This is a genomic window from Hoeflea phototrophica DFL-43 (assembly GCF_000154705.2).
Lineage (GTDB): Bacteria > Pseudomonadota > Alphaproteobacteria > Rhizobiales > Rhizobiaceae > Hoeflea > Hoeflea phototrophica.
This window is the reverse complement of the sequence record NZ_CM002917.1, coordinates 1,235,273-1,259,509: the sequence shown is the minus strand read 5'-3', so window position 1 is coordinate 1,259,509 and position 24,237 is coordinate 1,235,273. Positions and strand designations below refer to the sequence as shown.

General features: G+C 60.2%; 23 protein-coding genes. 20 read left to right on the top strand and 3 right to left on the bottom strand.

Annotated features, from left to right (window positions below; genetic code table 11):
* Nucleotides 1-357 precede the first annotated feature (357 nt).
* The 7 genes from HPDFL43_RS05870 to pncA are packed head-to-tail and all read left to right on the top strand — an operon-like array spanning nt 358 to nt 8,152.
* Nucleotides 358-1,197 carry an FAD binding domain-containing protein gene (locus tag HPDFL43_RS05870; RefSeq protein ID WP_007196360.1) on the top strand — a complete coding sequence of 280 codons (840 nt, stop codon included), beginning with the start codon at nt 358-360 and terminating at the stop codon, nt 1,195-1,197.
* 4 nt (nt 1,198-1,201) lie between these two features.
* Nucleotides 1,202-3,940, top strand: coding sequence for a molybdopterin-dependent oxidoreductase (locus HPDFL43_RS05865; protein WP_007196359.1), 2,739 nt, complete (start codon nt 1,202-1,204; stop codon nt 3,938-3,940).
* Nucleotides 3,937-5,427: a hypothetical protein gene (locus tag HPDFL43_RS05860; RefSeq protein WP_007196358.1), complete on the top strand. Its 1,491-nt coding sequence runs from the start codon at nt 3,937-3,939 to the stop codon at nt 5,425-5,427. Before HPDFL43_RS05865 ends, HPDFL43_RS05860 begins: the two co-directional genes overlap by 4 nt.
* A 6-nt stretch (nt 5,428-5,433) precedes the next feature.
* Nucleotides 5,434-6,297, top strand: coding sequence for a UPF0280 family protein (locus HPDFL43_RS05855; RefSeq protein WP_040449744.1), 864 nt, complete (start codon nt 5,434-5,436; stop codon nt 6,295-6,297).
* Nucleotides 6,290-6,871 carry an amino acid synthesis family protein gene (locus HPDFL43_RS05850; RefSeq protein WP_007196356.1) on the top strand — a complete coding sequence of 194 codons (582 nt, stop codon included), beginning with the start codon at nt 6,290-6,292 and terminating at the stop codon, nt 6,869-6,871. Before HPDFL43_RS05855 ends, HPDFL43_RS05850 begins: the two co-directional genes overlap by 8 nt.
* Nucleotides 6,868-7,452 (top strand): amino acid synthesis family protein, encoded by a 585-nt coding sequence (locus HPDFL43_RS05845; protein WP_007196355.1) that lies wholly within the window; start codon nt 6,868-6,870, stop codon nt 7,450-7,452. Before HPDFL43_RS05850 ends, HPDFL43_RS05845 begins: the two co-directional genes overlap by 4 nt.
* A gap of 52 nt (nt 7,453-7,504) precedes the next feature.
* On the top strand, nt 7,505-8,152 hold the full coding sequence (gene pncA, locus HPDFL43_RS05840; RefSeq protein ID WP_007196354.1) for a bifunctional nicotinamidase/pyrazinamidase: 648 nt from the start codon (nt 7,505-7,507) through the stop codon (nt 8,150-8,152).
* Between the two features lie 121 nt (nt 8,153-8,273).
* Here pncA and HPDFL43_RS21285 read toward each other — a convergent pair whose 3' ends face one another.
* Entirely contained in the window at nt 8,274-9,065 is a 792-nt protein-coding gene (locus tag HPDFL43_RS21285) for a copper chaperone PCu(A)C domain-containing protein (protein ID WP_007196353.1), read from the bottom strand.
* Between the two features lie 65 nt (nt 9,066-9,130).
* Here HPDFL43_RS21285 and HPDFL43_RS05830 point away from each other — a divergent pair, with 65 nt between their 5' ends.
* The 7 genes from HPDFL43_RS05830 to HPDFL43_RS05800 all read left to right on the top strand — a co-directional run bounded on the left by HPDFL43_RS05830 (nt 9,131) and on the right by HPDFL43_RS05800 (nt 16,326).
* Nucleotides 9,131-10,558 (top strand): hypothetical protein, encoded by a 1,428-nt coding sequence (locus HPDFL43_RS05830; protein ID WP_007196352.1) that lies wholly within the window; start codon nt 9,131-9,133, stop codon nt 10,556-10,558.
* Nucleotides 10,559-10,628: 70 nt separating this feature from the next.
* Nucleotides 10,629-11,933: an ABC transporter substrate-binding protein gene (locus HPDFL43_RS05825; RefSeq protein ID WP_007196351.1), complete on the top strand. Its 1,305-nt coding sequence runs from the start codon at nt 10,629-10,631 to the stop codon at nt 11,931-11,933.
* 64 nt (nt 11,934-11,997) lie between these two features.
* Entirely contained in the window at nt 11,998-12,915 is a 918-nt protein-coding gene (locus HPDFL43_RS05820) for a branched-chain amino acid ABC transporter permease (protein ID WP_007196350.1), read from the top strand.
* A 4-nt stretch (nt 12,916-12,919) separates the two neighbouring features.
* Entirely contained in the window at nt 12,920-13,864 is a 945-nt protein-coding gene (locus tag HPDFL43_RS05815) for a branched-chain amino acid ABC transporter permease (protein ID WP_007196349.1), read from the top strand.
* Nucleotides 13,852-14,586 carry an ABC transporter ATP-binding protein gene (locus HPDFL43_RS05810; RefSeq protein WP_007196348.1) on the top strand — a complete coding sequence of 245 codons (735 nt, stop codon included), beginning with the start codon at nt 13,852-13,854 and terminating at the stop codon, nt 14,584-14,586. The genes HPDFL43_RS05815 and HPDFL43_RS05810 overlap by 13 nt, the downstream gene beginning before the upstream one ends.
* Nucleotides 14,573-15,268, top strand: coding sequence for an ABC transporter ATP-binding protein (locus HPDFL43_RS05805; protein WP_007196347.1), 696 nt, complete (start codon nt 14,573-14,575; stop codon nt 15,266-15,268). The genes HPDFL43_RS05810 and HPDFL43_RS05805 overlap by 14 nt, the downstream gene beginning before the upstream one ends.
* 239 nt (nt 15,269-15,507) lie before the next feature.
* The gene (locus tag HPDFL43_RS05800; protein WP_007196346.1) at nt 15,508-16,326 is read left to right on the top strand and encodes a ferredoxin--NADP reductase; all 819 of its coding nucleotides are present in this window, start codon (nt 15,508-15,510) and stop codon (nt 16,324-16,326) included.
* A gap of 99 nt (nt 16,327-16,425) precedes the next feature.
* Here HPDFL43_RS05800 and HPDFL43_RS21885 read toward each other — a convergent pair whose 3' ends face one another.
* Complete coding sequence (locus tag HPDFL43_RS21885) at nt 16,426-16,872, bottom strand: MarR family winged helix-turn-helix transcriptional regulator (protein ID WP_040449736.1); 447 nt, start codon at nt 16,870-16,872, stop codon at nt 16,426-16,428.
* Nucleotides 16,873-17,068: 196 nt separating this feature from the next.
* Between HPDFL43_RS21885 and HPDFL43_RS05790 the strand changes: the two genes are divergently transcribed.
* On the top strand, nt 17,069-18,250 hold the full coding sequence (locus tag HPDFL43_RS05790) for an amidohydrolase family protein (RefSeq protein ID WP_007196344.1): 1,182 nt from the start codon (nt 17,069-17,071) through the stop codon (nt 18,248-18,250).
* Between the two features lie 181 nt (nt 18,251-18,431).
* On the opposite strand, the gene HPDFL43_RS05785 is transcribed toward HPDFL43_RS05790, so the two are convergent.
* Complete coding sequence (locus tag HPDFL43_RS05785) at nt 18,432-19,154, bottom strand: GntR family transcriptional regulator (RefSeq protein ID WP_007196343.1); 723 nt, start codon at nt 19,152-19,154, stop codon at nt 18,432-18,434.
* A 171-nt stretch (nt 19,155-19,325) separates the two neighbouring features.
* Here HPDFL43_RS05785 and dctP point away from each other — a divergent pair, with 171 nt between their 5' ends.
* From dctP to HPDFL43_RS05760, 5 genes are all read left to right on the top strand, one after another.
* Nucleotides 19,326-20,342 (top strand): TRAP transporter substrate-binding protein DctP, encoded by a 1,017-nt coding sequence (dctP, locus tag HPDFL43_RS05780; RefSeq protein WP_007196342.1) that lies wholly within the window; start codon nt 19,326-19,328, stop codon nt 20,340-20,342.
* 85 nt (nt 20,343-20,427) lie between these two features.
* Nucleotides 20,428-20,991: a TRAP transporter small permease gene (locus HPDFL43_RS05775; protein WP_007196341.1), complete on the top strand. Its 564-nt coding sequence runs from the start codon at nt 20,428-20,430 to the stop codon at nt 20,989-20,991.
* On the top strand, nt 20,988-22,283 hold the full coding sequence (locus HPDFL43_RS05770; RefSeq protein WP_040449091.1) for a TRAP transporter large permease: 1,296 nt from the start codon (nt 20,988-20,990) through the stop codon (nt 22,281-22,283). The genes HPDFL43_RS05775 and HPDFL43_RS05770 overlap by 4 nt, the downstream gene beginning before the upstream one ends.
* Nucleotides 22,284-22,319: 36 nt before the next feature.
* On the top strand, nt 22,320-23,249 hold the full coding sequence (locus HPDFL43_RS05765) for a dihydrodipicolinate synthase family protein (RefSeq protein ID WP_040449090.1): 930 nt from the start codon (nt 22,320-22,322) through the stop codon (nt 23,247-23,249).
* Nucleotides 23,250-23,325: 76 nt separating this feature from the next.
* Complete coding sequence (locus HPDFL43_RS05760) at nt 23,326-24,165, top strand: shikimate dehydrogenase family protein (protein WP_040449089.1); 840 nt, start codon at nt 23,326-23,328, stop codon at nt 24,163-24,165.
* Nucleotides 24,166-24,237 lie beyond the last annotated feature (72 nt).

The window sequence follows — 24,237 nt, the reverse complement described above, 5'->3', positions numbered from 1 at the left end:
GCGCGTCTCGGGCCGAACGCACCTTCGCCTGATTGGCAAGGTCACGCAGGCTGGCCAAGGACTGGGAGAAATCCATCCAGAGTTCAACAGCATGACCCCTCATCGCCCATGTCCGCATTCTCATGCGGCGGCCGGCAAGGCATTGCAATCATGTTCTGATCGGTGCTCCATTTTTTCCTCCCCACTGCAGAACGGCGAACATCAGGGCAACAAGGATTGCCGCTGAATGCGACACACTGAGCGGTTCTTGGTATGCGGTCCCCTGTCACTGGATCGACCAAGGAAAGAATTGACACCCGGGACAAAACGGGATTATCGTTTGCATGCTAATGATAAGCAGCGCCGGAGTCTTCGAGATTGCCTTATTTTGCGCCTGAGACCACAACCGAGGCCCTGACATTCCTGCGTGCCAGCCAAGCCCGCATCGTGGCGGGCTGTACCGACTACTATCCGGGGCTTGCCACCGGCCAGATTGACGAGAATGTGCTCGATATCACCCGTCTTGCCGGGTGCCGCGGTGTGTCCGAGAGTTCGAACGGCTGGCGCATCGGCGCGGCGACCACCTGGACACAGATTGTCAAGACGGAGCTGCCGCCGGCCTTTGACGCGCTGAAGATCGCGGCGCGGCAGGTCGGCTCGATCCAGATCCAGAATCGCGGCACGATCGCCGGCAACATCTGCAACGCATCGCCTGCCGCTGACGGCGTGCCGCCGCTGCTGGTGCTCGATGCCGCCGTTGAGATTCTCTCTCATGATGGCGTTCGCACCGTTCCGCTCAAGGATTTCATCACCGGGGTTCGCAAGGTTGACCTGGCAGAGGGCGAATTTGTCTCCGCAATCCTGGTGCCGCCAGTCTCCCGGCGCGCCACAAGCGCTTTTCTCAAGCTCGGCAGCCGCACCCACATGGTGATCTCGATCGCGATGGTGGCATCAATCGTCGAAATTGACGCCGGGCGTATCGTCACCGCGCGGCTTGCTGTGGGCAGTTGCTCGCCGGTTGCCCAGCGTTTGACTGCGCTTGAGGACCAGCTTGCGGGCCTTTCGGCTGACGAGGTGCGGCAGACCGATTTTGCCGCCGATGGTGCGCTCGCGCCGCTCACCCCGATTTCGGATGTGCGTGGATCGCAGGAATACCGCATCGATGTGGCGGCCGAATTGTGCCGCCGCGTTGTGCTTTGCGCATTTGGAGAGGATTGAAATCATGCACGGAACGGTTTCAGGCTCCAAGCTCGCCTTCACCCTCAATGGTCAGGACGTTGTGCTCCAAACCGCACAAGGCCTGCGGCTGTCGCAGGTCCTGCGCGAGCAGCTTGGTGCGCGCGACATCAAGATCGGCTGCAACGCAGGTGATTGCGGCGCCTGCTCGGTGCTTCTCAATGGCGAGAATGTCTGCGCCTGTCTGGTTTCTGCCGAACAGGCAGACGGGCAGCGGGTGGAAACCGTGGCAGGCCTGGTGGAAACCGATGCCGATGCCCGGCGGCTTGCCGAGAGTTTCCAGAATCATGGCGCCGCACAGTGCGGCATCTGCACCCCGGGCATGATCGTCGCCGCGGTCGCTCTGCTGCGCGATATTCCCCAACCGGATGAAATCCAAATCCAGGAAGCGCTCGGCGGCGTGCTGTGCCGCTGCACCGGATACCGCAAGATCATCGACGCCGTGGCCGATGTTCCCGCAACGCTGAAGGGCGACGGGAATGTGGGAAGTTCGATTCGCAAACTCGACGGCTGGGCCAAGGTATCGGGACGCGAGGCCTTCGGCGACGATGTGGCCCCGCAGGGCACGCTGGAGATCGCCGTCATCCGCTCGCCGTTTGCGCGCGCGGCCTTCCGTTTTGACAACCTCGATGCCTGGCTTGCAGACCAGATTGGGATCGCAACCATCCTGACTGCGGCCGATGTTCCGGGAAAGAACTGTTTTGGCGTCATTCCCGCCTTTGCCGACCAGCCGGTCTTTGCAGAAACCGAGGCCCGCTTTCGCGGCGAGGCCGTGGCAGCAGTGGTTGGAACGCCGGAAGCGATCCGGGCCTTCAAACCGGAGAACTTTCCGGTCATCTGGACCGAACTCGAAAGCGTTGCTTCCGTGTCCGAGGCCCGCACCGCGGGAGCGCCGGAGCTGCATCCCGGCCGCGCCGGAAACCTGATGTGCGCAGGCCTGGTGAAAACGGGCGATGCCGCGGCGGCGCTGGCAGCTGCCGATGTCCATGTCGAAGGCAGTTTCCGCACCGGCTTCGTCGAACATGCTTACATCGAGCCCGAAGCGGGCTTTGCACAACTTGTCGATGGCAGGGTTGAAATCCATGCCTGCACCCAGGCGCCGGTCATGGACCGGGAGGCTATGGAGATCATCCTGGGGATGGACAGCAGCCGTATCCGGATCGTCCCAACCGGTGTCGGCGGCGGCTTTGGTGCCAAGCTCGACATCTCGGTGCAACCCTATCTGGCACTGGGTGCGCTCAAGACCGGCAAGCCAGTCCGCCTGACCTACAGCCGCAGCGAATCCATGCAGTCCTCCACCAAGCGTCATCCCGCGGAAATCACGCTGCGGATCGGCGCGAAATCCGATGGCCGGATCAGCGGGTTTGATTTCTTTGGCGCGTTCAACACCGGGGCCTATGCATCCTGGGGGCCGACGGTTGCCAACCGGGTTCCGGTTCATGCTTCCGGACCCTACCGGATCGAGGATTACCGCGCGGAATCCAACGGGGTGCACACCCATTGCCCGCCTTCGGGCGCCTTTCGCGGCTTCGGCGTGCCGCAATCCGCGATCGCCCAGGAAGCGCTGTTTGACGAGCTTGCCGCCAAGCTCGGGATCGACCCGCTTGAGTTCCGGATCCTCAATGCGCTTGAAGACAACATGCCGACCGTCTGCGGCCAGGTGTTCAAGCAGGGCGTCGGCATAAAGGCCTGCCTCGAGGCGCTCCGCCCGGCATGGCTGAAGGCGCGCGCCGAGGTTGAGGCATTCAATGCAGCGGCCACCGGCAGCATGCGCCGCGGCGTCGGGATCGCCGCCGGCTGGTATGGCTGCGGCAACACATCTCTGCCCAACCCCTCAACCATACGGGCCGGCGTCAAGGCTGATGGACGTGTTGTGCTGCACCAGGGCGCGATGGATATCGGACAGGGGGCCAATACGGTCATCTGCCAGATCTTCTCAAGCGCGCTCGGCCTGCCGGTCACCGCGATCGAGATCATCGGTGCCGACACCGACATCACGCCGGATGCCGGCAAGACGTCGGCGTCGCGGCAGACCTTCGTCTCCGGCAATGCAGCCAAGCTCTGCGGCGAGGCCTTGCGCGCGCTCATCCTCCGTCAAGCAAATGCTTCCCCGGAGTCCAGCCTGAAGCTGGACGCGGGTGCGGTGGTCGTCCACGACGGCGACCGCACCCATCGCATTGATCTCGGCAAATTGCCCGCCGGCGATCTCGGATATGTCTTCGATGTCGCGGAAACCTACGACCCGCCAACCAAGCCGCTCGACGAGAACGGACAGGGCGTGCCCTATGCACAGTTCGGCTATGCCGCACAGCTCGCCATCGTCGAGGTCGACACCGCATTGGGCACGGTCAAACCACTGAGTTTTGTCGCGGCCCATGATGTTGGCCGCGCCATCAATCCACTGCTTGTCGAAGGACAGGTGCATGGCGGGATTGCCCAAGGTCTCGGCATGGCGCTGATGGAGGAGTACCTGCCTGGCCGCAGCGAGAACCTGCATGACTACCTGATCCCGACAATCGGCGATGTGCCGCCAATCGAAACCCTGATCATCGAGGTGCCCGACGCCCATGGTCCATATGGAGCAAAGGGGCTTGGAGAACATGTTCTCATCCCAACCGCTCCAGCGCTTCTCAATGCCATTCGAGATGCGACCGGTGTCAGCATGCGCGAAGTCCCGGTGACGCCTTCGCGGCTGCGGGCGGCGATCAGGAAAGCCGCATCATGAGTGAGTCAACCGCTCTTCAACCTCAAAAGATCCGCTGCGACGCCTGTCCGGTGCTGTGTTACATCGCCGAAGGCCGTTCCGGCGCGTGTGATCGCTATGCCAATCATGACGGTGAGCTGATCCGGCTCGATCCGCTGACAATCATCGAGAATGCAGCTGAACGTGGCGCCAAGGCGGTTCCGTTTCTCAAGGACGGCAATGGTCAGGACTGGGACGGCGATCTGGTGTCGTCCAGCCGCCCCTTTGTCACCGCGGTCGGCGCCGGCACCACCTATCCCGATTACAAGCCCGCGCCCTTCATCGTCAGCCAGGCGGTCGCCGGGACCGATATGGTGACGGTCGTGACCGAGGGCATTTTCAGCTATTGCGGCGTCAAGGTGAAGATAGACACCGACCGCTTCCTCGGCCATGAGCGGGCCATCGTTCGCCATCAGGGTGAAGCGGTTGGCCATGTCATGACGTCCGAATACGGCTCGCGGATGCTGTCGCTCGGCGGCGTGGAACATCTGACGGGCGGCAGCAAGAAGGAAGGGCGGATCACCTGCGACGTCCTGCTCAAGCTTTGCAATTGCGAGGCGGTTGAACTGGCGATCGATGATGGGACAACTGTCGTCGTCCAAGCCGGCAAGCCGCCGATCGTTGACGGGGTCACTGAAGAACGCATGCGCGTGGGATGCGGATCGGCCACCATCGGCATGTTCGCCTCGCAATGGGTGGGCAAAGTCGACGAGGTCATCGTGGTCGATGATCACATCACCGGTGTTCTCTCCGAGCACCAGGCGGGCAAGCTTCTTGATATTGCGCCAACCGGAATCCGCATCAATGGCCGTCGCTCCACGCCGGGCCGCTATTTCCAGGTCGCAGATCCCGGAACCGGCTGGGGCGGTACCAATGTCGAAGACCCTCTGTCGATCCTGAAGCCCTCAGACGACAAGATTGCCTGGCCCGGCCTGCGATTGCTGATGGTGTCGACCACCGGCGAGCAATATGGCTATTTCGAACTGGATGATCAGCTCGTCCCGCAGCCCAGACCCCTGCCCGACAATTTGCAGATCTCCGTCGACCGGATTGCCGAAAACTGTGAGCCGGCACTCTGTTCGGTGCTGTTCATGGGCGGCGCAGGTGGATCGCTTCGTTCCGGGGTAACGGAAAACCCGGTCAAGCTCACGAACTCGGTCAAGGAGTCGCTGACCCATGTTTCATGCGGCGGCGCCAATGCCTATGTCTGGCCCGGTGGCGGGATCACGGTGATGGCCAATGTGCTGGACATGCCGTCGAATGCATTCGGCTATGTGCCGACGCCTGCGCTGGTCGCACCGATAGAGTTCACCATGCGGCTTGCCGATTATCTTGCCCTGGGTGGACATGCCGCAAGCGTGCGGCCAGTCGATGCGGTGATGACGCAAGAGGTCCGGCGGGTCGATCAAATCGATCCTGATTCCGATCCTATGGCGCGCCGGAACTTCCGCTGGACCTCGGGAGGCTGAATGCAAATGCAGGGGCCGGTGGCAGCATATCTTGACGACAGACTGCACCTGCAGCACGGGCCGATCGATCTGATCATTGGTGTTGATGGCGATGCACCGGATTGTCGTTCGACGGCCTTCGAGGCCGCTGCATTGCGGTTTGGGTCCGTTCTTGAAGAGCTCGTGAGCGAACTGCCACTATTGCGCCGAGCCCTATCTGCGACCCTCCCGCAGGAAGCCATCGCCCGGCGCATGCATGCTGCCGCGCGCGCCTTCGCCCAAGAAGACTTTGCCACGCCGATGATTGCGGTTGCGGGCTCTGTCGCTGACGAGATCCTGACGGCGATGCGCGATGCGGTGCCCTTGCGCCGGGCCTATGTCAACAATGGCGGCGATATCGCCGTGCATCTGGCCCCGGATGAGAGCTTTCGTGTTGCCATGGCGGGTGCCGATGGCGCGTCTTTGGGTGATCTGCAGTTTGATGGAACCAGCGCGATTGGCGGCATAGCCACCAGCGGTGTGCGGGGCCGCAGTTTCTCACTCGGCATCGCCGACAGTGTGTCCGTCGTGGCCCGGGATGCCGCGAGTGCCGATGCGGCAGCCACACTGATCGCAAACGCTGTGGATCTGCCTGGAAATTCATCCATTCGCCGGCAGCCGGCCGACCAGCTTCAGCCCGACAGTGATCTGGGCGAGAGGCTGGTTGTCACCCACGTGCCGCAGCTCTCCCTGCCCGATAAGCGCCGCGCGCTTGATGCGGGGCTGGCTCGGGCCGAGACTATGAGACAGGCCGGGCGGATTCTCGGCGCGGCATTGTTTTTGCAAGGACAATCGGCAACCACTGGCGCTGCCTTTGCCGAACACAGAATACTGGAGGACGTTCATGACTGAGTTGAAGATACGCAAGCGGGCCCTTGTGGTGGAGGAAATTTTCCATGAAGGCGGGCCGGCCCCTGACACGCCGTTGCTGCGCGGTGCCGCCATTGCCGTAATCACCAATCCCTTTGCCGGACGCTATGAGCCGGACATCCAGTGGTTCATGGACGATCTCCGGCCGCTCGGTCTCGACATGGCGAAAAAACTTGCCGAGGCACTTGGCGGTGCCGAGCGGGTTGAAGGCTATGGCAAGGCCTCGCTGGTTGGTTCGGCTGGAGAGCTTGAGCATGGCGCGCTCTGGCACGCACCAGGCGGATATGCCATGCGCGAGGTGCTGTCGGGCACCAAGGCCATCGTGCCGTCATCCAAGAAGATCGGTGGCATGGGCGCACGCCTCGATGTGCCGGTCACCCATGTCAACGCATCCTATGTGCGCAGCCACTTCGACTCGATGGAAATCGGGCTCAATGATGCCCCCCGAAGTGACGAGATGCTGGTGGCTCTGGTCATGACAACCGGGCCACGCATCCACTCGCGTTCCGGTGGACTGGATGCCTCTGCAATCAAGGGAGAGGACGGTCTGCGATGAGTGCCAGGATCAGAAAGATCGCCACCTTTGTTGAGGAAACTCATACGGAAATAGGCCGTGAGATCTCCCCACCAACGCGCAAGGCCGTGGCCGTTGCTGTCATCGAGAACCCCTTCGCGGGCCAGTATGTCGAGGATCTCACACCATTGATGGAGATCGGCGCCGAATTGGGCGGCATGCTGGGCGCGCGCGCCGTGGCAGCACTCGGGATCAAGCCGGAAGAGGCTGAAAGCTATGGCAAGGCGGCCATGGTGGGAGAGGATGGCGAACTCGAGCATGCCGCCGCGCTGCTGCACCCGAGCATGGGCGCGCCGCTGCGAAAGGCGGTGGAGAAAGGTGCCGCTCTTGTGCCCTCTTCCAAGAAGCGTGGCGGACCCGGGCAGGATCTGGACGTTCCACTTGGACACAAGGATGCAGCCTATGTGCGCTCGCATTTCGATGGCGTCGAAGTGCGCCTGAACGACGCCCCGCGCGCGCGGGAAATCATGGTTGCGGTCGCAGTCACGGACAGTGGCCGTCCACTGCCAAGGGTCGGCGGGCTGAAAGCCTCGGAGGCCGAAGGGAAGGACGGACTGCGCTGACAAGCGACATCAATACGGAGACCGCGATCAACGCGGCCCGCAAAAAAGGGGAATGAATGCAATGCAGGACACCATTGAAATCGGGGCATCGGACGCGCTCCTGATCATTGATGTACAGAATGACTTCTGTCCCGGCGGCAGCCTGGCTGTCGCCGGGGCGGACGGGATCATTCCGGCGATCAACCGGCTTCAGAAGCGGTTCTCCACCGTGGTTCTGACCCAAGACTGGCATCCGGCCGGGCACAAGTCTTTCGCGTCATCACATGCGGGCAAAGCGCCGTTTGACACAGTCGAACTGGCCTATGGGACGCAGGTCCTGTGGCCGGATCACTGCATTGCCGGGTCGCAGGGAGCGGCGTTTCATCCGGAGCTCGACACCAGCCAAGCCAGCATGATCATCCGCAAGGGCACGAATCTGGAGATCGATTCCTATTCCGCGTTCTTTGAGAATGACCGCAAAACCTCCACTGGCCTGACCGGGTATTTCCGTCAATTGGGCATCAAACGGCTGTTTCTGACTGGCATCGTTGAAGAGTTCTGTGTTGGCTTTTCCGGGCTCGACGCCCGTTCGGAAGGGTTTGATGTCGTGCTTTTGCCGGATGCGGTCGCGCGGTTCGGCGGTGAAGGTCATGATGATATGATTGCAGCTCTGACGGCGTCAGGTGCTCATCAGGCCGCAGCCGGCGAAATTGCTGCCTGACATGGCTGCCCGATCTGCGCGCGACACTCAAATGCTGCTGTCATCTGCGCCGTTGACGATGGGCATGGTGGGTTTTCGGGCGCCGGACGGAGCCTCCTTGCCGCCACCGGGGCCCTGCGCCCTAATCTATGGTGATGTTTGCGCTGGCCGCCACGGGACCGTTTTCATCCTCATAAGCCTGATGGGTGTTTGTGTTGAGCGACACTGTGAGGGTGTAGCTCCCAGGCGGCAATGCACCGATTTCCGTATGGGTCGAATAGACCCGCTGCAGCTTGAGCCCGTTGAGATAAAGATGCCCATGACCATGGCCCGGCACATGAACCGGGTTCGGGCTGTCCGGGTCAAAGGTGAGATTGCTGATATCGAGGTCCACCACGATGCCAGCATCAGCGACGGTCGCCGACAGTCCAAGCGCGGGCGGCATGTTGCCAGCCCCCTGCAGAGGCTCCATTGGCATATCCCCCATGGCCATCATGGCGTGCCCGGCATGCGGGTCGACAGGTTTTCCCACGCGCGCCATGGCCGTGGTGTCACCGGCTGGATCCAGTTTCAGAGAGATCGGGATAAGGCGCCCCTCGACCAATTCGCCCTCAATGCCCGACAACTCGATATAGACCCCGTCCGCCGAAAGGCTTGGCTTGCCGCCGGCGGGGAGCCCCAACGGCTCTGCCATCGCCATCCCGGCAAACCGCGCCTCGGCAGCCTCGGGGGAGCTGACCGACACAAGCCGGTTTGGCTGCGTTCCGTTTTCAATTGTCAGATACACATGCGCCGCACCGGGCTGATTGGGAAGCGGACTGGCTGTCACGCTGCTCAGGGTGACCGGTTCGGGCTGCTCGCCAAACCATCCGCCCGTCAGGGCTATGGTGACGCCTGCAATGACAATGACCAAGAGTATCGCAAGTTTGCGCATGGGATTTCCTTTTTCAGCAAATTCAATAGTACACTAACAAGATATCATCCCTTGGAAAGTGCAAAATGTTGAACCGGCGCGCATCTGGACTGATCACCGGTATGTTGCCAGTTTTGCTCGCGGTGCTGTTTCCAGCCCCGGCCATGGCGCATGTGTCGGAACAGGGCCTGGTGCTGCTGCTGCCGACCGGGCACTACATCACGTCCGGTGTGCTTTCGGTTGTGGCCTCCATCATCCTGATCTCCCTGACCCCGAAACATATTGTGCAGGGACTGTTCAAGCCGGGCACGCGGCATCTGCCGCAAGTGCCCGCAAATGTTTGCGATGCCGTGAGCCTGTTGTCCTTTCTGGCGCTGGCCATCATCATTTATGTCGGGGTTACGGGACCACGGGATCCGTTGACCAATCTGTTGCCGCTCACGATCTGGATCGGGTTCTGGGTCATGCTGGTTTCGCTGGCTGGGTTGCTGGGGAATTTTTGGCGTTGCCTCAATCCCTGGTCCGGACTCTACAGGCTGCTGATCGGACCTGAACAGCAGGGGCTTCTGCCCCTTCCCGAACGCTTGGGGGCAGTCCCCGGACTTTTGCTTTTCATCGCCTTTTCAGCATTCTACATCGTCGATCCGGCGCCGCAAGATCCAGACCGGCTGGCCGGATTCGTTATCACCTATTGGGCGCTGACCTTTGCATGCATGGTGATTTTCGGCGGGCCGGTATGGCTCGCCCGCGGCGAGGCATTTTCCATCCTGTTTGATCTGATCTCGCGGGTGTCTCCCTTCGGCAATGGACCACGCGCAGTTCCAGGATTCCCCGGCTGGGCGCTGGTTCCATCCACGCCCCTGCCCTTGAGCCTGGCGACGTTTTCTCTCGTTGTGCTCGCCATGGGCAGCTTCGACGGGCTCAAGGAGACCTTCTGGTGGCTTGCGAGGATTGGTGTCAATCCGCTCGAATTTCCAGGACGCTCGGCTGTGATCGGAACATCGTTGCTCGGCCTTGTACTGGCCATCATTGCGCTGTTCACGGTTCTGCTCCTGGCCGTCTGGGCTGGCCAGAAAATGGCGAACCTGAGCACGCAGCAGACGGAACAGCTAAGCCTGGAGCTGCTCTTCCGCAGCTTCGCGCCGACTGTCCTGCCGATCGCTCTGGGCTATCACATCTCTCATTTCATGATCTCCTTCCTGGTCGACGGCCAGTATCTGCTGGCGGTTCTGGGCGATCCGCTGGCAACTGGCGCCAACCTGTTCGGACTGGCCGATATCAGGGTGACAACGGGCTTCTTGAACACACCCGACAGTGTGAAAGTCATATGGCTTACCCAGGCCACAATTGTCGTCATCGGGCACATTCTGTCGGTGCTGATGTCCCATGCCGTGGCGATGAAGCTCTTTGCAACTGCGCGCCGCGCCGCCCTTAGCCAGATTCCGATCGGGGTCTTCATGGTGCTCTATACGCTTTTCGGACTCTGGCTTCTTGCCGCGCCGAGGGGGGCGTAAAAACGCTGGACATATCATTAGTAAGCTAACAATATAAACTGTACGTCAAAAACCAGAAGGGAGAGTTTGCATGACTGAGAAAGATCAATCCGCGACGACTTTCACCCGTCGCAAGGCGCTTGGCGCCCTGGGCGCAGCGGCAGGTGTTGCCGGCGCTGGAATGCTGATGCCCGGCATTGCCAGGATGGCTCATGCGCAAAGCAGCGGCCCCATCAAACTCGGCTTTCAGGTGCACCGTACCGGCATCGGATCTGCCTATGGCCGCTGGTATGAGCGGGTCGCCACCGCCGCCATATCCCGCATCAACGACATGGGCGGCATCAACGGTCGCGAAGTCGAAATGATCGCCGAAGACGACGGAACCGATCCCCGCCGCGGCGCCGAAGTTCTTGAGCGTTTCGCATCACTCCACAATTGCGATGCCGTGTTCGGCCCTCTCTTCAGCCATGTCGTCATCGGCTCCGCGCCGCGCGCGGGCGAGTTGAAGATGCCCTATTTCGTGGTCTCGGAAGGCCACCATGTCGCCAGCGGCGCTCTCAATCGCTACACCCTGCAGCCCGGTATCACCGATGTGAAGAGCCAGGTGATTTCGATGGCCCCGTTCGTGTCCGAGAACCTGGGCAAGAAGGTCACCATGATCTACCCGGATTTTGCCTTCGGTCATGATCACCGTGACTTCTTCACCGCCGCCATTGCCGCACAGGGCGGCGAAGTGATCCAGCAGATCGCGGTTCCGCCAACAGAAACATCCTTCACCCGCTATTTCCCAAGCATTCCCCGCGACACCGATGTGGTTTACCACGTCATGGTGGGCCCAGCCGTTCTGACCTTTGTGCGTGAAATGGGCGAATTCTTCGGCGGCCGCGGCCCGCAGCTGTTCGGATTCATCGACAGCCTTGAGGCAGTTGACATCACCAGCCCGGGCCTCGAATTCCTCGAGGGATCCTATTTCTGGGAAGGCATGTGCCGCTACGCTCAGCCGGACCAGACCTCCCATGAGGCAGCCTATCGTGCCGCCGTCGGCGTCGATGCCAACGGGGCTTCGTTGGACGACGCCCGCGATGTCTCGACCTATGCCCATATGTTTGGCGTCTGGGAAACCCTGGCGGTCATCAAGGCGGGTATGGAGGCCTCGGGATATCAGGGATCGAACGACCGTTCCGGTCTGATCGAAGCCGTCGAGGCCATGACCGACATGCCGCTGTCGGATGACCATCCGCAGGGTGACAAGGTGTTCAACGGAAAGACCCACCAGGTCTTCGGCAAGCAGAACATCTCGCGTGTCGAAAGCGGCAAGCTGGTGCGGGTCCACCAGACCTCGATTGAGGACACGCTCTATGCCGATGAGGTCGATTACACGACCCAGTCCTTCTGAGCACCGGCTGAAAACCTGAAACGGACACTCTGATGAGTGCGTTCCATCGAGCGAGGTAAAGCGCATGGAATTTGGACCCCACTTGCTCCTCGCAACACTCGAAGGGGCGGTCACGGCTGCAATTCTGGCTTTGACCGCCATCGGCCTCAGCATCGTGTTTGGTGTCATGCGCGTCGTGAATGTCGCGCATGGCGAGTTCTTCATGCTCGGCGCGGTGTTTGCCTGGTCCATTGCCTCGTTCTTTGGAAGCCATCCGGCCGTTGGATTTGTGGCGGCAATTCTGCTGGCGCCCCTGATCGTGGGGGCGCTGGCCGCCGGGGCCGACCGGTTGATCCTGCAACGGATCGATTACAATCCCGAACGAACCATCGTCGCCACCATCGGTCTTCTCTACATCATCCAGCAGGCCACACTGATGACCTTCGGCCCGGACGCGCGGCCTGTGGAGCCTCCGTTCAACAGTGTGATCGCCCTGCCCTGGCTGGAACACACAGAGGCCGGCTGGCAGGTGTACTGGCCCTGGGGGCTCAGTGTGACCAGCTACAAGCTTTTCATCATTTTCGCCGCAGTGGCCGTCTTGTCAGGGATCTGGCTGTTGATGACACGCACGCGCTTCGGCCTGATCATGCGCGCAACACAGCAGGACCGCGAGATGGCGCAAGCCTTTGGCGTGCCGGTGGACCGTGTCTTTGCCTATGTTTTCGGCCTGGGTGCCGGTCTTGCGGCCGTTGGCGCGGTGCTGGTCGTGCCGGTGCAGCAGGCGCATTACCTGATGGGGCATGATCCGCTCTTGCTGTCCTTCGTCGTGGTAATCATCGGCGGGTTGGGCAGCCTGCCGGGCACCGTGATCGCTGCCGTGCTGATCGGCCTGACCGACGGCATCATCTCGGTCTTCTTCTCGCCAACACTGGCCAAGATCATCGCCACACTGGCCGTCGGCATGGTGCTGGTGTTCCGGCCCCGCGGACTGATGGGGAAGTGACATCATGACCGATATTCAGAAATCCTACGTCCTGCATATTGCGATCATTGCGGCACTTGCAGCGTCCTTTTTTGTGCTTCCAGATTACCATGTGGGCGTCCTGGCACGCGTCATGGTTCTGGCCGTCTACGCTATCGGCTACAACATGCTGTTTGGCTACACCGGGCTGTTGAGCCTCGGCCATGCGCTGTTCTTCTCCGCCGGCATGTACGGTTTTGCGCTTGCGGTAAATCATGGCGGGCTGCCCACCGGGCTGGCGCTGCTGCTCGGAGCCTTGGCGGCCTTTCTCACCTCGCTGATCATCGGCTTCCTGGCGCTGCGCACCAAGGAAGTGGCGTTCATGATTGTCACGCTGATGTTTGCTCAGGCGGGCTATCTCACCGTGCTCTACTTCGGAGCAGTCACACGCGGAGATGAAGGCTTTGTGCTGAGCACGGCGCAACGCACCCTCGCAGGCATCGACCTGTCCGGAGAGGCAACCCGGTTCTGGGCCGCATTGATCCTGTTTTCCCTGTGCCTGCTGGGAACGGCCGCGCTGGTGAAATCCCGCCTCGGCCGCGCCATGATCGCGGTGCGCGAGAATGAAGAGCGCGCCCGGATGCTCGGCTACGACACCCATCGCCTCAAACTGATTGCAATCCTGGTGTCCGGCACCCTGTCGGGCATCGGTGGTGCAGCCTATGCGCTGCTGTTTGGTTATGTCGGGGCAACCTTTGCAACGGTGCAATATTCCATCTTCCCGCTCTTGTGGGTGCTGCTTGGCGGTGCGGGCACAACCATCGGCCCGCTGATCGGAGTGCTGTTCATGTTCTATCTGATCGACCTCTCAAGCTCGGTGACCGACGCCTACATGTTGATTGCCGGTCTGGCGCTTGTGCTCCTGTGCCTGTTTGCGCCGCAAGGCCTGGTCGGGGAAATCCGAAGGAGGGGGCTGAAATGGCTGCCGTAACCATCCTCGAAACCAAGGGACTCACCAAGGTCTTCGGTGGCATACATGCCAATACCGATATCGATTTCCAGCTTCCCGAAGGCCAGGTCATGGCTCTTATCGGCCCCAACGGAGCCGGCAAGTCCACATTCGTCGGCATGCTGTGCGGACGCATTCCGGCAACTGCCGGTCAGGTCATCTTCAAGGGAGAGGACATCAGCGCCTTGCCGGCCCACAAGCGCATTGCCATGGGCATCGCCTACACCTTTCAGATCACCTCAGTTTTTGCCAACCTTCCAGCCCGCGAAAACGTGGCGCTGGCAGCACGGCGCAAGCACAGGCTCGACGAGGCCGGTATTCTTGCAAAGGTCGATGCGGTGCTTGCCCGAATCGGCCTCGCCGACCGGGCCGATCAGATTGCCGGTGATCTCAGCTACGGCCACCAGCGGCTTCTGGAAATCGCCATGGGCCTGGTTCAGGAGCCGGAACTGTTCATCCTCGATGAACCGACACAGGGACTGGCGGATTCGGAAATCACCGAGTTCGTCGATCTGATCAACGGCTTGAAGGGGAGCACCACGATTCTTCTCATTGAGCACAACATGGACGTGGTCATGCGAACGGCACAAGCCATCACCGTGTTGAACTTCGGCGAGATTCTGGCCAGCGGCTCTCCGAGCGAGATCAAAGCCAATGCCGAGGTTCAGGCCGCGTATCTGGGGACCGTTCATGCTGAAGATTGAAGACATCCATGTGAGCTATGGAAAGGTGAAGGTTCTTTTCGGCGTCGATCTCGAGGCCAAGCCTGGCGAGATCCTCTGCCTGCTCGGCCGCAATGGTGCGGGCAAGACCACGGCCATGAAGGCGATCATGGGGCTGCTGCCCTTGTCTCAGGGGAAGATTTTGCTCGATGGACGCGAGATCAGCACGCTGCCGGCTCATGAAGTCCCCAAACAGCGTATCGGCTACGTGCCTCAGGGGCGCCGCCTGTTTGCTGAGCTTTCCGTCGCCGAAAACATCGAAATGGGATTGATGGCTTGCGGCTCAGGCGCCGAGACGCGCGAATGGGTGCTGGAGCTCTTTCCAAGGCTGCGCGAACGGTTGGCACAGCAGGCCAGCACTTTGTCGGGTGGCGAACAGCAGATGCTCGCCACCGCGCGCGCGCTGTGCCTCAAACCCAAGGTGCTGTTGCTTGATGAGCCGACAGAGGGGCTGCAGCCTTCCATGATCGAATTGATCCGCAACGTGATTGTTCAGATGAAACGCGAGGGCCTTGCCGTCGTGCTGGTCGAACAGCGTGTGGATGCGGTGCTTTCAGTCGCCGATCAGGTGGCCTTCATCGAGCATGGACGCAGCGTGGAAACGCTTGCGGCGGATGAGCTCAAGGAAGATCCCGACAAGATCCACAAATATCTCGGCGTGTGATGCGCTGGCCCAACGGCACGGCTCTGGACGGGCAATCACCATGCAAGGTGATTTTTCGGCTGACACCTTCAAAGACTGTTGCCAATCCGACTGTTTGATGGTTTGGACGTGCCGCACAAATTAGCCTTGACCAGAGATTGGTTGGTAATTATCGTTAGTATACAAATGATATTTCTATTGGCTGCCGATGCCAGAGGTGTTGGTCCCCAAGAAACGAAAAGAATTCAGGCATCACGATCATGAACCAAATTGTCCGTCCCACCTCCAATGCAGGCAGCTACGAGATTCCCGCTGGCGTGTTTGCCGAAACCGTCACCTCTGTCCAGCATTACACCGACAGGCTGTTCAAGATCCGCATTACCCGGCCGGCCAGTTTCAGGTTCCGCTCCGGCGAGTTTGTGATGATTGGTCTGCCAAATGCGGAGAAGCCGGTGTTTCGGGCCTACTCCATTGCCAGCCCGTCCTGGGATGAGGAAATCGAGTTCTATTCGATCAAGGTCCCGGGTGGTCCGTTGACCGAACACCTGCAAAAAATCGTGCCCGGTGACACGCTGCTGATGCGCAAGAAGCCGACCGGCACTCTGGTGCTGGATGCGCTGGTGCCCGGCAAACGTTTGTACATGTTTTCCACCGGGACAGGGATCGCGCCCTTTGCGTCGCTTGTCCGTGACCCCGAGACCTATGACAAGTTCGAGGAAGTGATCCTGACCCACACCTGCCGCGATGCGGACGAGCTGCAATACGGCATGGATCTGGTTCGCGAATGCCGCGAAGATCCGTTGGTGGGGGAATTCGCAGGCGACCGCCTGAAGCATTACGCCACCTGCACCCGCGAGACCTATCCCTTCATGGGCCGGATAACCGACCTGATGGCGTCCGGAAAGCTGTTTACGGATCTGGGTCTGCCACCGCTCTCGCCGGAAACCGACCGCGGCATGATCTGCGGCTCGATGGAGATGCTGAAGGACACACGGGCGGCGCTGGAAGGGTTCGGCCTTGAGGAAGGTGCCAACAACCGCCCCTCAACCTTTGTCGTCGAACGGGCTTTTGTCGGCTGACCCCGTAACCAGGGATCACCAGCCGCCCGGCTGGGATCATGATGAAACCGGCAAGAACGGTGCTTGGCTGCGGCGGCCTTGAGAACAGCTGTGAAGGCTTCAGGCGACGCTGATTTTGGCGAGCAGCTGCAAAAGCGTCTTGCGCTCCGCAGGGGTCAGCGGTGCAAGCGTCGCCTCGGAAATGGCATGGCCTGTCTTCAGAAGCGCCGGCAGTGAAGGTGCAAAATCCGGCGACAGCGAAAGTGTGCTGCGCCGCTTGTCGTCAGGATCAGCGGCAGCCGTTACGAAGCCCTTGGCGCGCAAACGGTCCACGACTCCCTTGATTGTCGCCACATCCATGGCCGTGCGCCGGCCGAGTTCATTTTGTGAGCAGTCGCCGAATTCCGCCAGCCGCGCCAGCGTCGCAAATTGTGTCGGGGTGAGATCATCAGGCGCCATGTCCTGAAAGATCGCCGTATGGCGTTGTCCTGCCAGGCGCAACAGAAACCCGATCTGCTCATCAAGCCGATAGGGTTTGTCCAGTGATGCATCAAGTGCTTCTGCCAAGATCGCCTCCCGTTCATAATGCAGGGCATTGCATAGCCCGTCCCATGCGCTTCGGGGCCGGTCTGCAGATTTGCCGGGGCGCAAGGCAGGGAATCATCTGAATAGATATGGGCTTCTAAACCGACGCCTACCCCAAGCACAAGGCTTGCAAGCCCTGTTAATATCGTTAGCATGCTAACGCAAATAGGAGGTGGCGATGTCTGACCCGAAACAAAAACTGGTTATCAGGAACATTGGCCTGCTGCTCACCGGAAAGATCGAGGCGCCAATTGCTGATGGCGATTGCGTGGTTGCGATTGACGGGCGTGTGGCAGCGTTTGGCTATGAAAAGGATCTCGACACCGAAGATGCCACAACCCTGGTCGATGCCAAGGGGGTGACCCTGGCGCCGGGATTGATCGACAGCCATGTCCATCCTGTGGTGGGTGACTATACCCCACGGCAGCAGCAACTGCACTGGATCGATTCGACATTGCATGGCGGCGTCACCACCATGATATCTGCCGGCGAGGTGCATATGCCTGGCCGCCCCAAGGACATTGTCGGCCTCAAGGCCATGGCGATTGCCGCACAGCGCTGGTACGAGAATTTCCGCCCCTCCGGCGTCAAGGTTCTCGCCGGTGCACCGGTGATCGAGCACGGCATGGAAGAACATGATTTCAAGGAGCTGGCCGATGCCGGGGTGAAATTCCTCGGCGAGGTCGGACTGGGCACGGTCAAGGACGGCAAGACCGCCCACCAGATGGTCAACTGGGCCCGCAAATACGGCATCCAGTCGACGATCCACACCGGCGGCCCCTCGATACCGGGCTCGGGCCTGATCGATGCGGACATGGTGCTGGAAACCGGGACCGATGTGGTAGGTCACATCAACGGGGGGCACTCGGCTCTGCCGGACGATCAGATCGTCTGCCTGTGCGAGAACTGCAGCAAGGGCCTCGAGATCGTCCACAATGGCAATGAGCGCGCCGCTCTGCTGACGCTCAACACCGCGCGTGAACTCGGCAAGCTAGACCAGCTTATTCTGGGCACCGACGGCCCGGCGGGGTCCGGAGTGCAGCCGCTTGGTATCCTCAGGATGGTGGCCATGCTCTCGAGCCTCGGCAATGTCGATGCAGCGACCGCCTTCTGCTTCGCCAATGGCAACACGTCCCGGCAGCGTGAGCTGGATGTGGGGCTGCTTGAGGTTGGCTACTCCGCAGATTTCGTGCTGATGGATCAGGCTCAGCATGCGCCGGGCAAGACCATGCTGGAATCGGTCCAGCTGGGCAATCTGCCCGGTGTCGGCATGACCATTATCGACGGCAAAATCTGCTCGCTGAGGAGCCGCAACACGCCGCCCGCCACGCGATTGCCCGAAGTGGTCAGCGGGCCCTGACTGGCCGAAAATGAACCGCGCTGGCCAGAGGTACCTGTGATCGCCGATGACGTTGCGGGCCAGGTTGAGCCCAACGCCGTGAACATCGCGCCGATTTCCACGGGGCACCACACTGGAATCCGTTTGTCCGCACGTGCGGCGAAGCATTGTTGAAAGTTGCTGGACCGCTCCCGAAGGGAAATTACCCCTTCAAAACACCGCCCAAAGCGAGGGTGAGCGACTGGTCAATATGGTGCGACAGCGCCTTGGTGGCAGCCTCGGTGTGGCCTTCCCGCAAGGGTTCCAGGAACTCGAGGTGCTCCTTGATGACCCGGGTCGCGTTCTCCCGCGTGACACGGACCCGTGATTGGGCCGACATGCGAATCTTGATGGCGGTCACACGGTAAACATTGGAAATCAGGCTGTTGCCCATCGCATTGACCATGCTTGCGTGCATGTCCCAATCATAGAGCTGGAAGTCGCGCAGAAAGTCCGTCAGGTCGGAATTGCCATCGCTGACAAGCCTGTCACGCGCATCCAGATGCCACTGGATCCAGTCCTCAATGATCGCGCGATCGAGCTGGCCAAGCAGGTCCGGCACTGTGGCGAGCTCGATGATGCGGCGCATCTGATAGGCTTCGCGAATGAAGACCACATCAAGGCTTGGAACCATCAACCCCCTCTGCGGCAGGGTTTGCAGAAGGCCTTCGGCTTCAAACCTGGGAATGGCTTCGCGTACCGCACTCAATGTGACCTCTGTCATGTCCACCAGCTCTCTTTGGGAGATGACTTGACCGGGGCGGACCTTCCCCCAATTCAACAGATCCTCGATGCGCTGGTAGGCCACCTGCTTGAGCGAGTTTTCGCCGCTGCTTGGGGCGGATGTCCTCTGCGCTCGTTGACGGCTTTTGATGTGATCGGACATGTTCGCTTCCGCTGCGCTGTTGCTAACACGACACTAACATGTTAGTGCGATGACAGTAAGCACAAAGTGATGATCCTGACCGTGCCGGAACCCGGATGGAGGAACATGGCACGGTCGATGAAATGCATTGGTTTGCTGCTACTATCACCTAGTTTGGGAGGAAGAAACGACATGACGAAACAATTCACGCGCCGGATCATGCTGGCATCGACGGGCATGCTGGCATTGCTTGCCGCATCCATGCCGCTCAATTCCGCAACGGCTCAGGACAAGCCGGTTATCCGCATGTCCACCCCTGCTTCCGACACCGATCAGCGTTCGGTGGCGCTTGCGACGGTGTTTGGTCCGGCGATCAGCGAGTTCGCCACATACCAACCCCACTACAATGCATCCCTGGTTCCGCAGGGATCGGAGCTTGAATCCATTGCCACCGGCGATCTCGAAATGTCGATCACTTCGGCACAGGAACTTGCCAATTTTCTGCCTGAATTCTCCATCTTTGCCACAGGCTACGTTCACCAGAGCGCGGAGCATCAGGTCAAGGTGTTCAATGACCCCTTGATGGATCCGTTCAAGCAAAAGGTGGAAGATGAGCTGGGCATTAAGCTGCTCGCCGTCATGTATCTGGGCAAACGCCATGTGAACCTGCGCTTTCCGCAGGCTGAGAAGAATGTGATGAAGCCGGCTGACCTGGCGGGCGTCAATCTGCGCATGCCGGGAAGCGATGCCTGGCAGTTTCTCGGACGCGCGCTCGGCGCCAACCCAACGCCGATGGCCTTCACCGAGATCTACACCGCACTGCAGACCGGCTCGGTCGACGGACAGGACAATCCACTGCCAACAGTCGTGGACGCAAAATTCTACGAAGTGACCAAGCAGATCAGCCTCACCGCACATCTGGTGGATCTCAACTACATCGCCTTTTCGAAGTCGGTATGGGACGGATTGGATGCCGAACAGCAGGCAGTTGTTCAGAAGGCCGCAGAAGAGGCAGCCGAATCCGGTCGCCAGGCACAGCTGAAGAAAGAGGAAGACCTGGTCTCGTTCCTGAAGGAACAGGGTCTCGATGTCTATGAGCCGGATCTGACGGCGTTCCGGACTCACGTGCAGGCGCAGTATGTCGGCTCCGATTTCACAAAGTCCTGGCCCGAGGGCGTTCTCGATAAGATCAACGCTCTGGGCAACTAAGCCGTCATGACAATGTGGCCGGGGCACGCTCCGGCCACCACCCAGCAGAGACCACATCCCAGTGTGGCTTGTCCGAGGTCAAGACTTGTCCCGCATTCTCAAGATACTGCGCACCTCGTCCGAGGCATTTGCCGCGGCATTGATGGCGGCCATGTTCGCGACCTTCATCCTGCAGGTTGCCATACGCTACACGGCCCGCATGCCCTGGGTGTCGGAGCACTTGCCCTGGCTGGAGCCATCCAATTTCGGATGGACCCTTGAATTCTGCCTCGCGACCTGGGTCTGGCTGATTTTCTGGGGCAACGCCTTTGTGGTGCAGAACCGTGACCATGTGACATTCGATGTTCTCTATGTCGCCGCCCCACCACACATCAGACGTGTGTTCGCCATCATCACGGGCCTGGCCATCGCCGTTGCCGTCTTTGTCTCGATTTTTCCGACTTGGGACCGTTTCGTGATCTTGCGGCTGAAACGAACAGCCACCCTTGGTGAACTGTTTGGCGATTGGGTCCGGATGCGGGACATCTACATCATCTACATCATTTTCCTCGTCTCCATCAGCGCCCGCTATTTCTGGCAGGTCTGGCGCGCTTACCGTTACGGAGTCGAGGAACCGGACCTTGTCGATACCCCGCGGTCAAAATCATGAGTTTCGAGTTCCTTTTATGCCTGACCATCCTGATGGGGCTTGCCGCGATCGGGACGCCGATTGCCTATGCGATCCTTGTCGCCTCCTTTGCCTATCTGGCAGCCTCCGGGCAAAGCATCGGGATCAGCGGCAAGATCCTCATGGACGGGCTTTATCAGAGCTTCATCCTGCTCGCCGTGCCGCTTTTCATCGTGGCCGCCAACATCATGAATGCCGGCACTGTGTCAGACCGTCTGCTGCAGTTCTGCATCGCCCTTGTCGGCCGCTTTCGCGGAGGGCTGGGCCACGTCAACATACTGTCTTCGCTGGTGTTCTCGGGCATGTCCGGCTCGGCCATCGCAGATGCGGCAGGCATCGGCAAACTGATCATCGAGATGATGGTGAAATCCGGCCACTACACCCGTGGCTATGCGGCTGCGATCACCGCAGCATCGGCCACGATCGGACCGATCATTCCACCCTCGATCCCGATGGTGCTCTACGCATTGGTGTCCAACACCTCGATCGGATTTCTGTTCCTGGCGGGGATCGTGCCGGGGCTGCTGATGGGTGGCGTGTTGATGGTCATGAACGCCTGGGTCTCGCACAAGCGGGGATTTGCAAAGAATGAGCCGGTCCCGTTGCGCGAGTTCCCGCGGCTGACCCTGAACGCCGGCCCCGCACTTCTGATGCCCGCCATTCTGCTCTATGGAATTTATGGCGGTGTTACGACCCCGACCGAGGCGGCAGCCGTCGCGGCTCTCTACGCGCTCATCCTGGCTGCGGTCTTTTACCGGTCCCTCTCGCTCGCCCATTTCTACGACATCCTCGTCGCCAGCGCCCGATCCTCAGCAGCCGTCGGCCTGATCATCGGTGGAGCGCTGATCCTGAACTATATAGTAGCCTCGGAGAACATCCCCGATGTCGTGGCACAAGCACTGGTTGGCATCGATATGCATCCGCTGGTGTTTCTGCTCAGTGTCAATGTGCTGCTGCTGGTTCTGGGCTGTTTCCTCGATGCTTCGACCATCATCCTGGTGATCCTGCCGCTTTTCATTCCGGCATGCCGGGAACTGGGGATCGACCTTGTGCATTTCGGGGTCGTCGCGATCGTCAACTGCATGATCGGATTGATCACGCCGCCCTACGGAATCCTGCTGTTCGTCATCAATGCTGTCACGCGTATTCCGCTGACCGAAATCATCCGCGAGATTTGGCTTTTCCTGGGTGTCCTGATTGCTGCCCTTCTGGCCCTGGTTCTGTTTCCCGACCTGACTCTGATGCTCCCGCGTGCCTTCGGGTACGGCAGTTGACCCCCTTTGTTTCCCTTCTCTTTGAGGACCAGTTTCATGCCCCATGCGATGCAAGGTGTTTTCCCGGTTATGATCACACCGTTTCGGCCGGACAACACGGTTGACTGGGAAGGCTACGCGCGTCTGATCGAATGGTATCTCGACAACGGCTCCCATGGTCTGTTTGCGGTATGCCAGTCATCCGAAATGCAGTTTCTCTCCCTAGAGGAACGCCGCGAACTGGCGCGCTTTACTGTTGAGCAGGTCGCCGGCCGGGTGCCGGTCGTTGCTTCCGGCCACATCTCGGATTCGATTTCAGATCAGAAGGAAGAGCTGCTGACGATTGCCGGTACGGGCGTCGATGCCGTGGTTCTGGTAACGAACCGCCTGGCCGCCGCGAATGAGGACAGTTCCGCATTCCAAAGCCGGATGGATGCGCTCCTCGAAGCGCTGCCCGCAGACCTGATGCTCGGACTCTATGAATGCCCGGCCCCCTATCGCCGTCTGTTGACCGATGAGGAGGTGAGCTGGTGTGCGCATAGCGGCCGTTTCGCCTTCCTCAAGGATGTGACGTGCAACCTTGAACATCTCAAGCGGCGCCTCGCCCTGGTCGCCGGCACTCCCCTGGCGATCAACAATGCCAATGCGGCCATTGCCTGGCCTGCCATCCAGGCCGGCGGCCACGGGTTTTCGGGGGTCATGAACAACTTTCACCCCGACCTCTACCGGTGGCTGATCGATCACGGACAGGCTCATCCCGAGTTCGCCGCTGAACTCGATACGTTCCTGGTGCTTGCCGCAATGTCCGAGAGTCTCGGTTATCCGAAACTTGCCAAACACTTTCACCGCCGCATCGGAACCTTTGCCAGTGTCCACAGCCGCAGCGTGAACTATGATATTGATGAACGGCATTGGGCGGCGGACGTTGTGCTGGATCAGATCCTCGAGGGTGCAGATCGTTTGCGCAACCGTATCAGAAGCCTGTAACTGCTGGTTACGTGCGTTGGATGGTTCTGCCTGATGTCCGGGCAGGCCGATCCGCGGATCTCTGAAAGAAGGACGCATGGCAAGCAACACGATCCGCCTTGGCCTGATTGGGGACAACATCGCCCAATCACAGGCACCGCGCCTGCACAGGCTGGCTGGCCTGCAAAACGATCGAGCTGTCACCTATGACCGTCTTGTGCCTCATGAACAGGGCAAAGCCTTTGATCCTCTCTTCAATGAAGTTGCAAATGCAGGGTATCGCGGCGTCAACGTCACCTATCCCTACAAGGAGCGCGCCAGCACCAAGGTGATCATCGAAGATGAGCTGGTACGGGCTATGGGAGCGGTCAACACTGTCGTTTTCGATGAAGGCGGCCCCCACGGCTTCAACACCGATTATTCGGGGTTCATCCGGGCCTATCGCCGGATACGGGGCGCTGCCAAGCCTGAAACCGTGTTGTTGATCGGCGCCGGTGGAGCCGGCAAGGCAGTCGCCTTCGGGCTGATTGCGCTTGGGGTGCGGCAATTGCGCATCGCAGATCTCGACACGCCCAAGGCAGAGGCCCTGGCGGCAGCTCTGCGCCTTGCCAGCCCGCAGCTGCATGTCGATGTCGGCAGTGACGCAGGAGGCCTTTCACAGGGCGTAAACGGGATCATCAACTGCACCCCGATCGGCATGGATGGCTATCCTGGCACGCCACTTGACCAGCGGTTCATCGCAGGCGCCAGCTGGGCTTTTGATGCCGTCTATACCCCACTCAACACATTGTTTCTTAGGGACGCTCGCAAACACGGCCTTCAGACAATCTCAGGCTACGAGCTGTTTATCGGACAGGGCCTGGACGCCTGGCGGATCTTTACCGAATTGCCACTTGATGAGGAGCGGTTGCGTGCCGACCTGCTTCAGAGTGACTAGCGACAAGTGTTCTATCGCAAACCAGAGGTTTCTCGATGCCAGCCTCCAGTTTCAATGCGCATCATTTGGCCC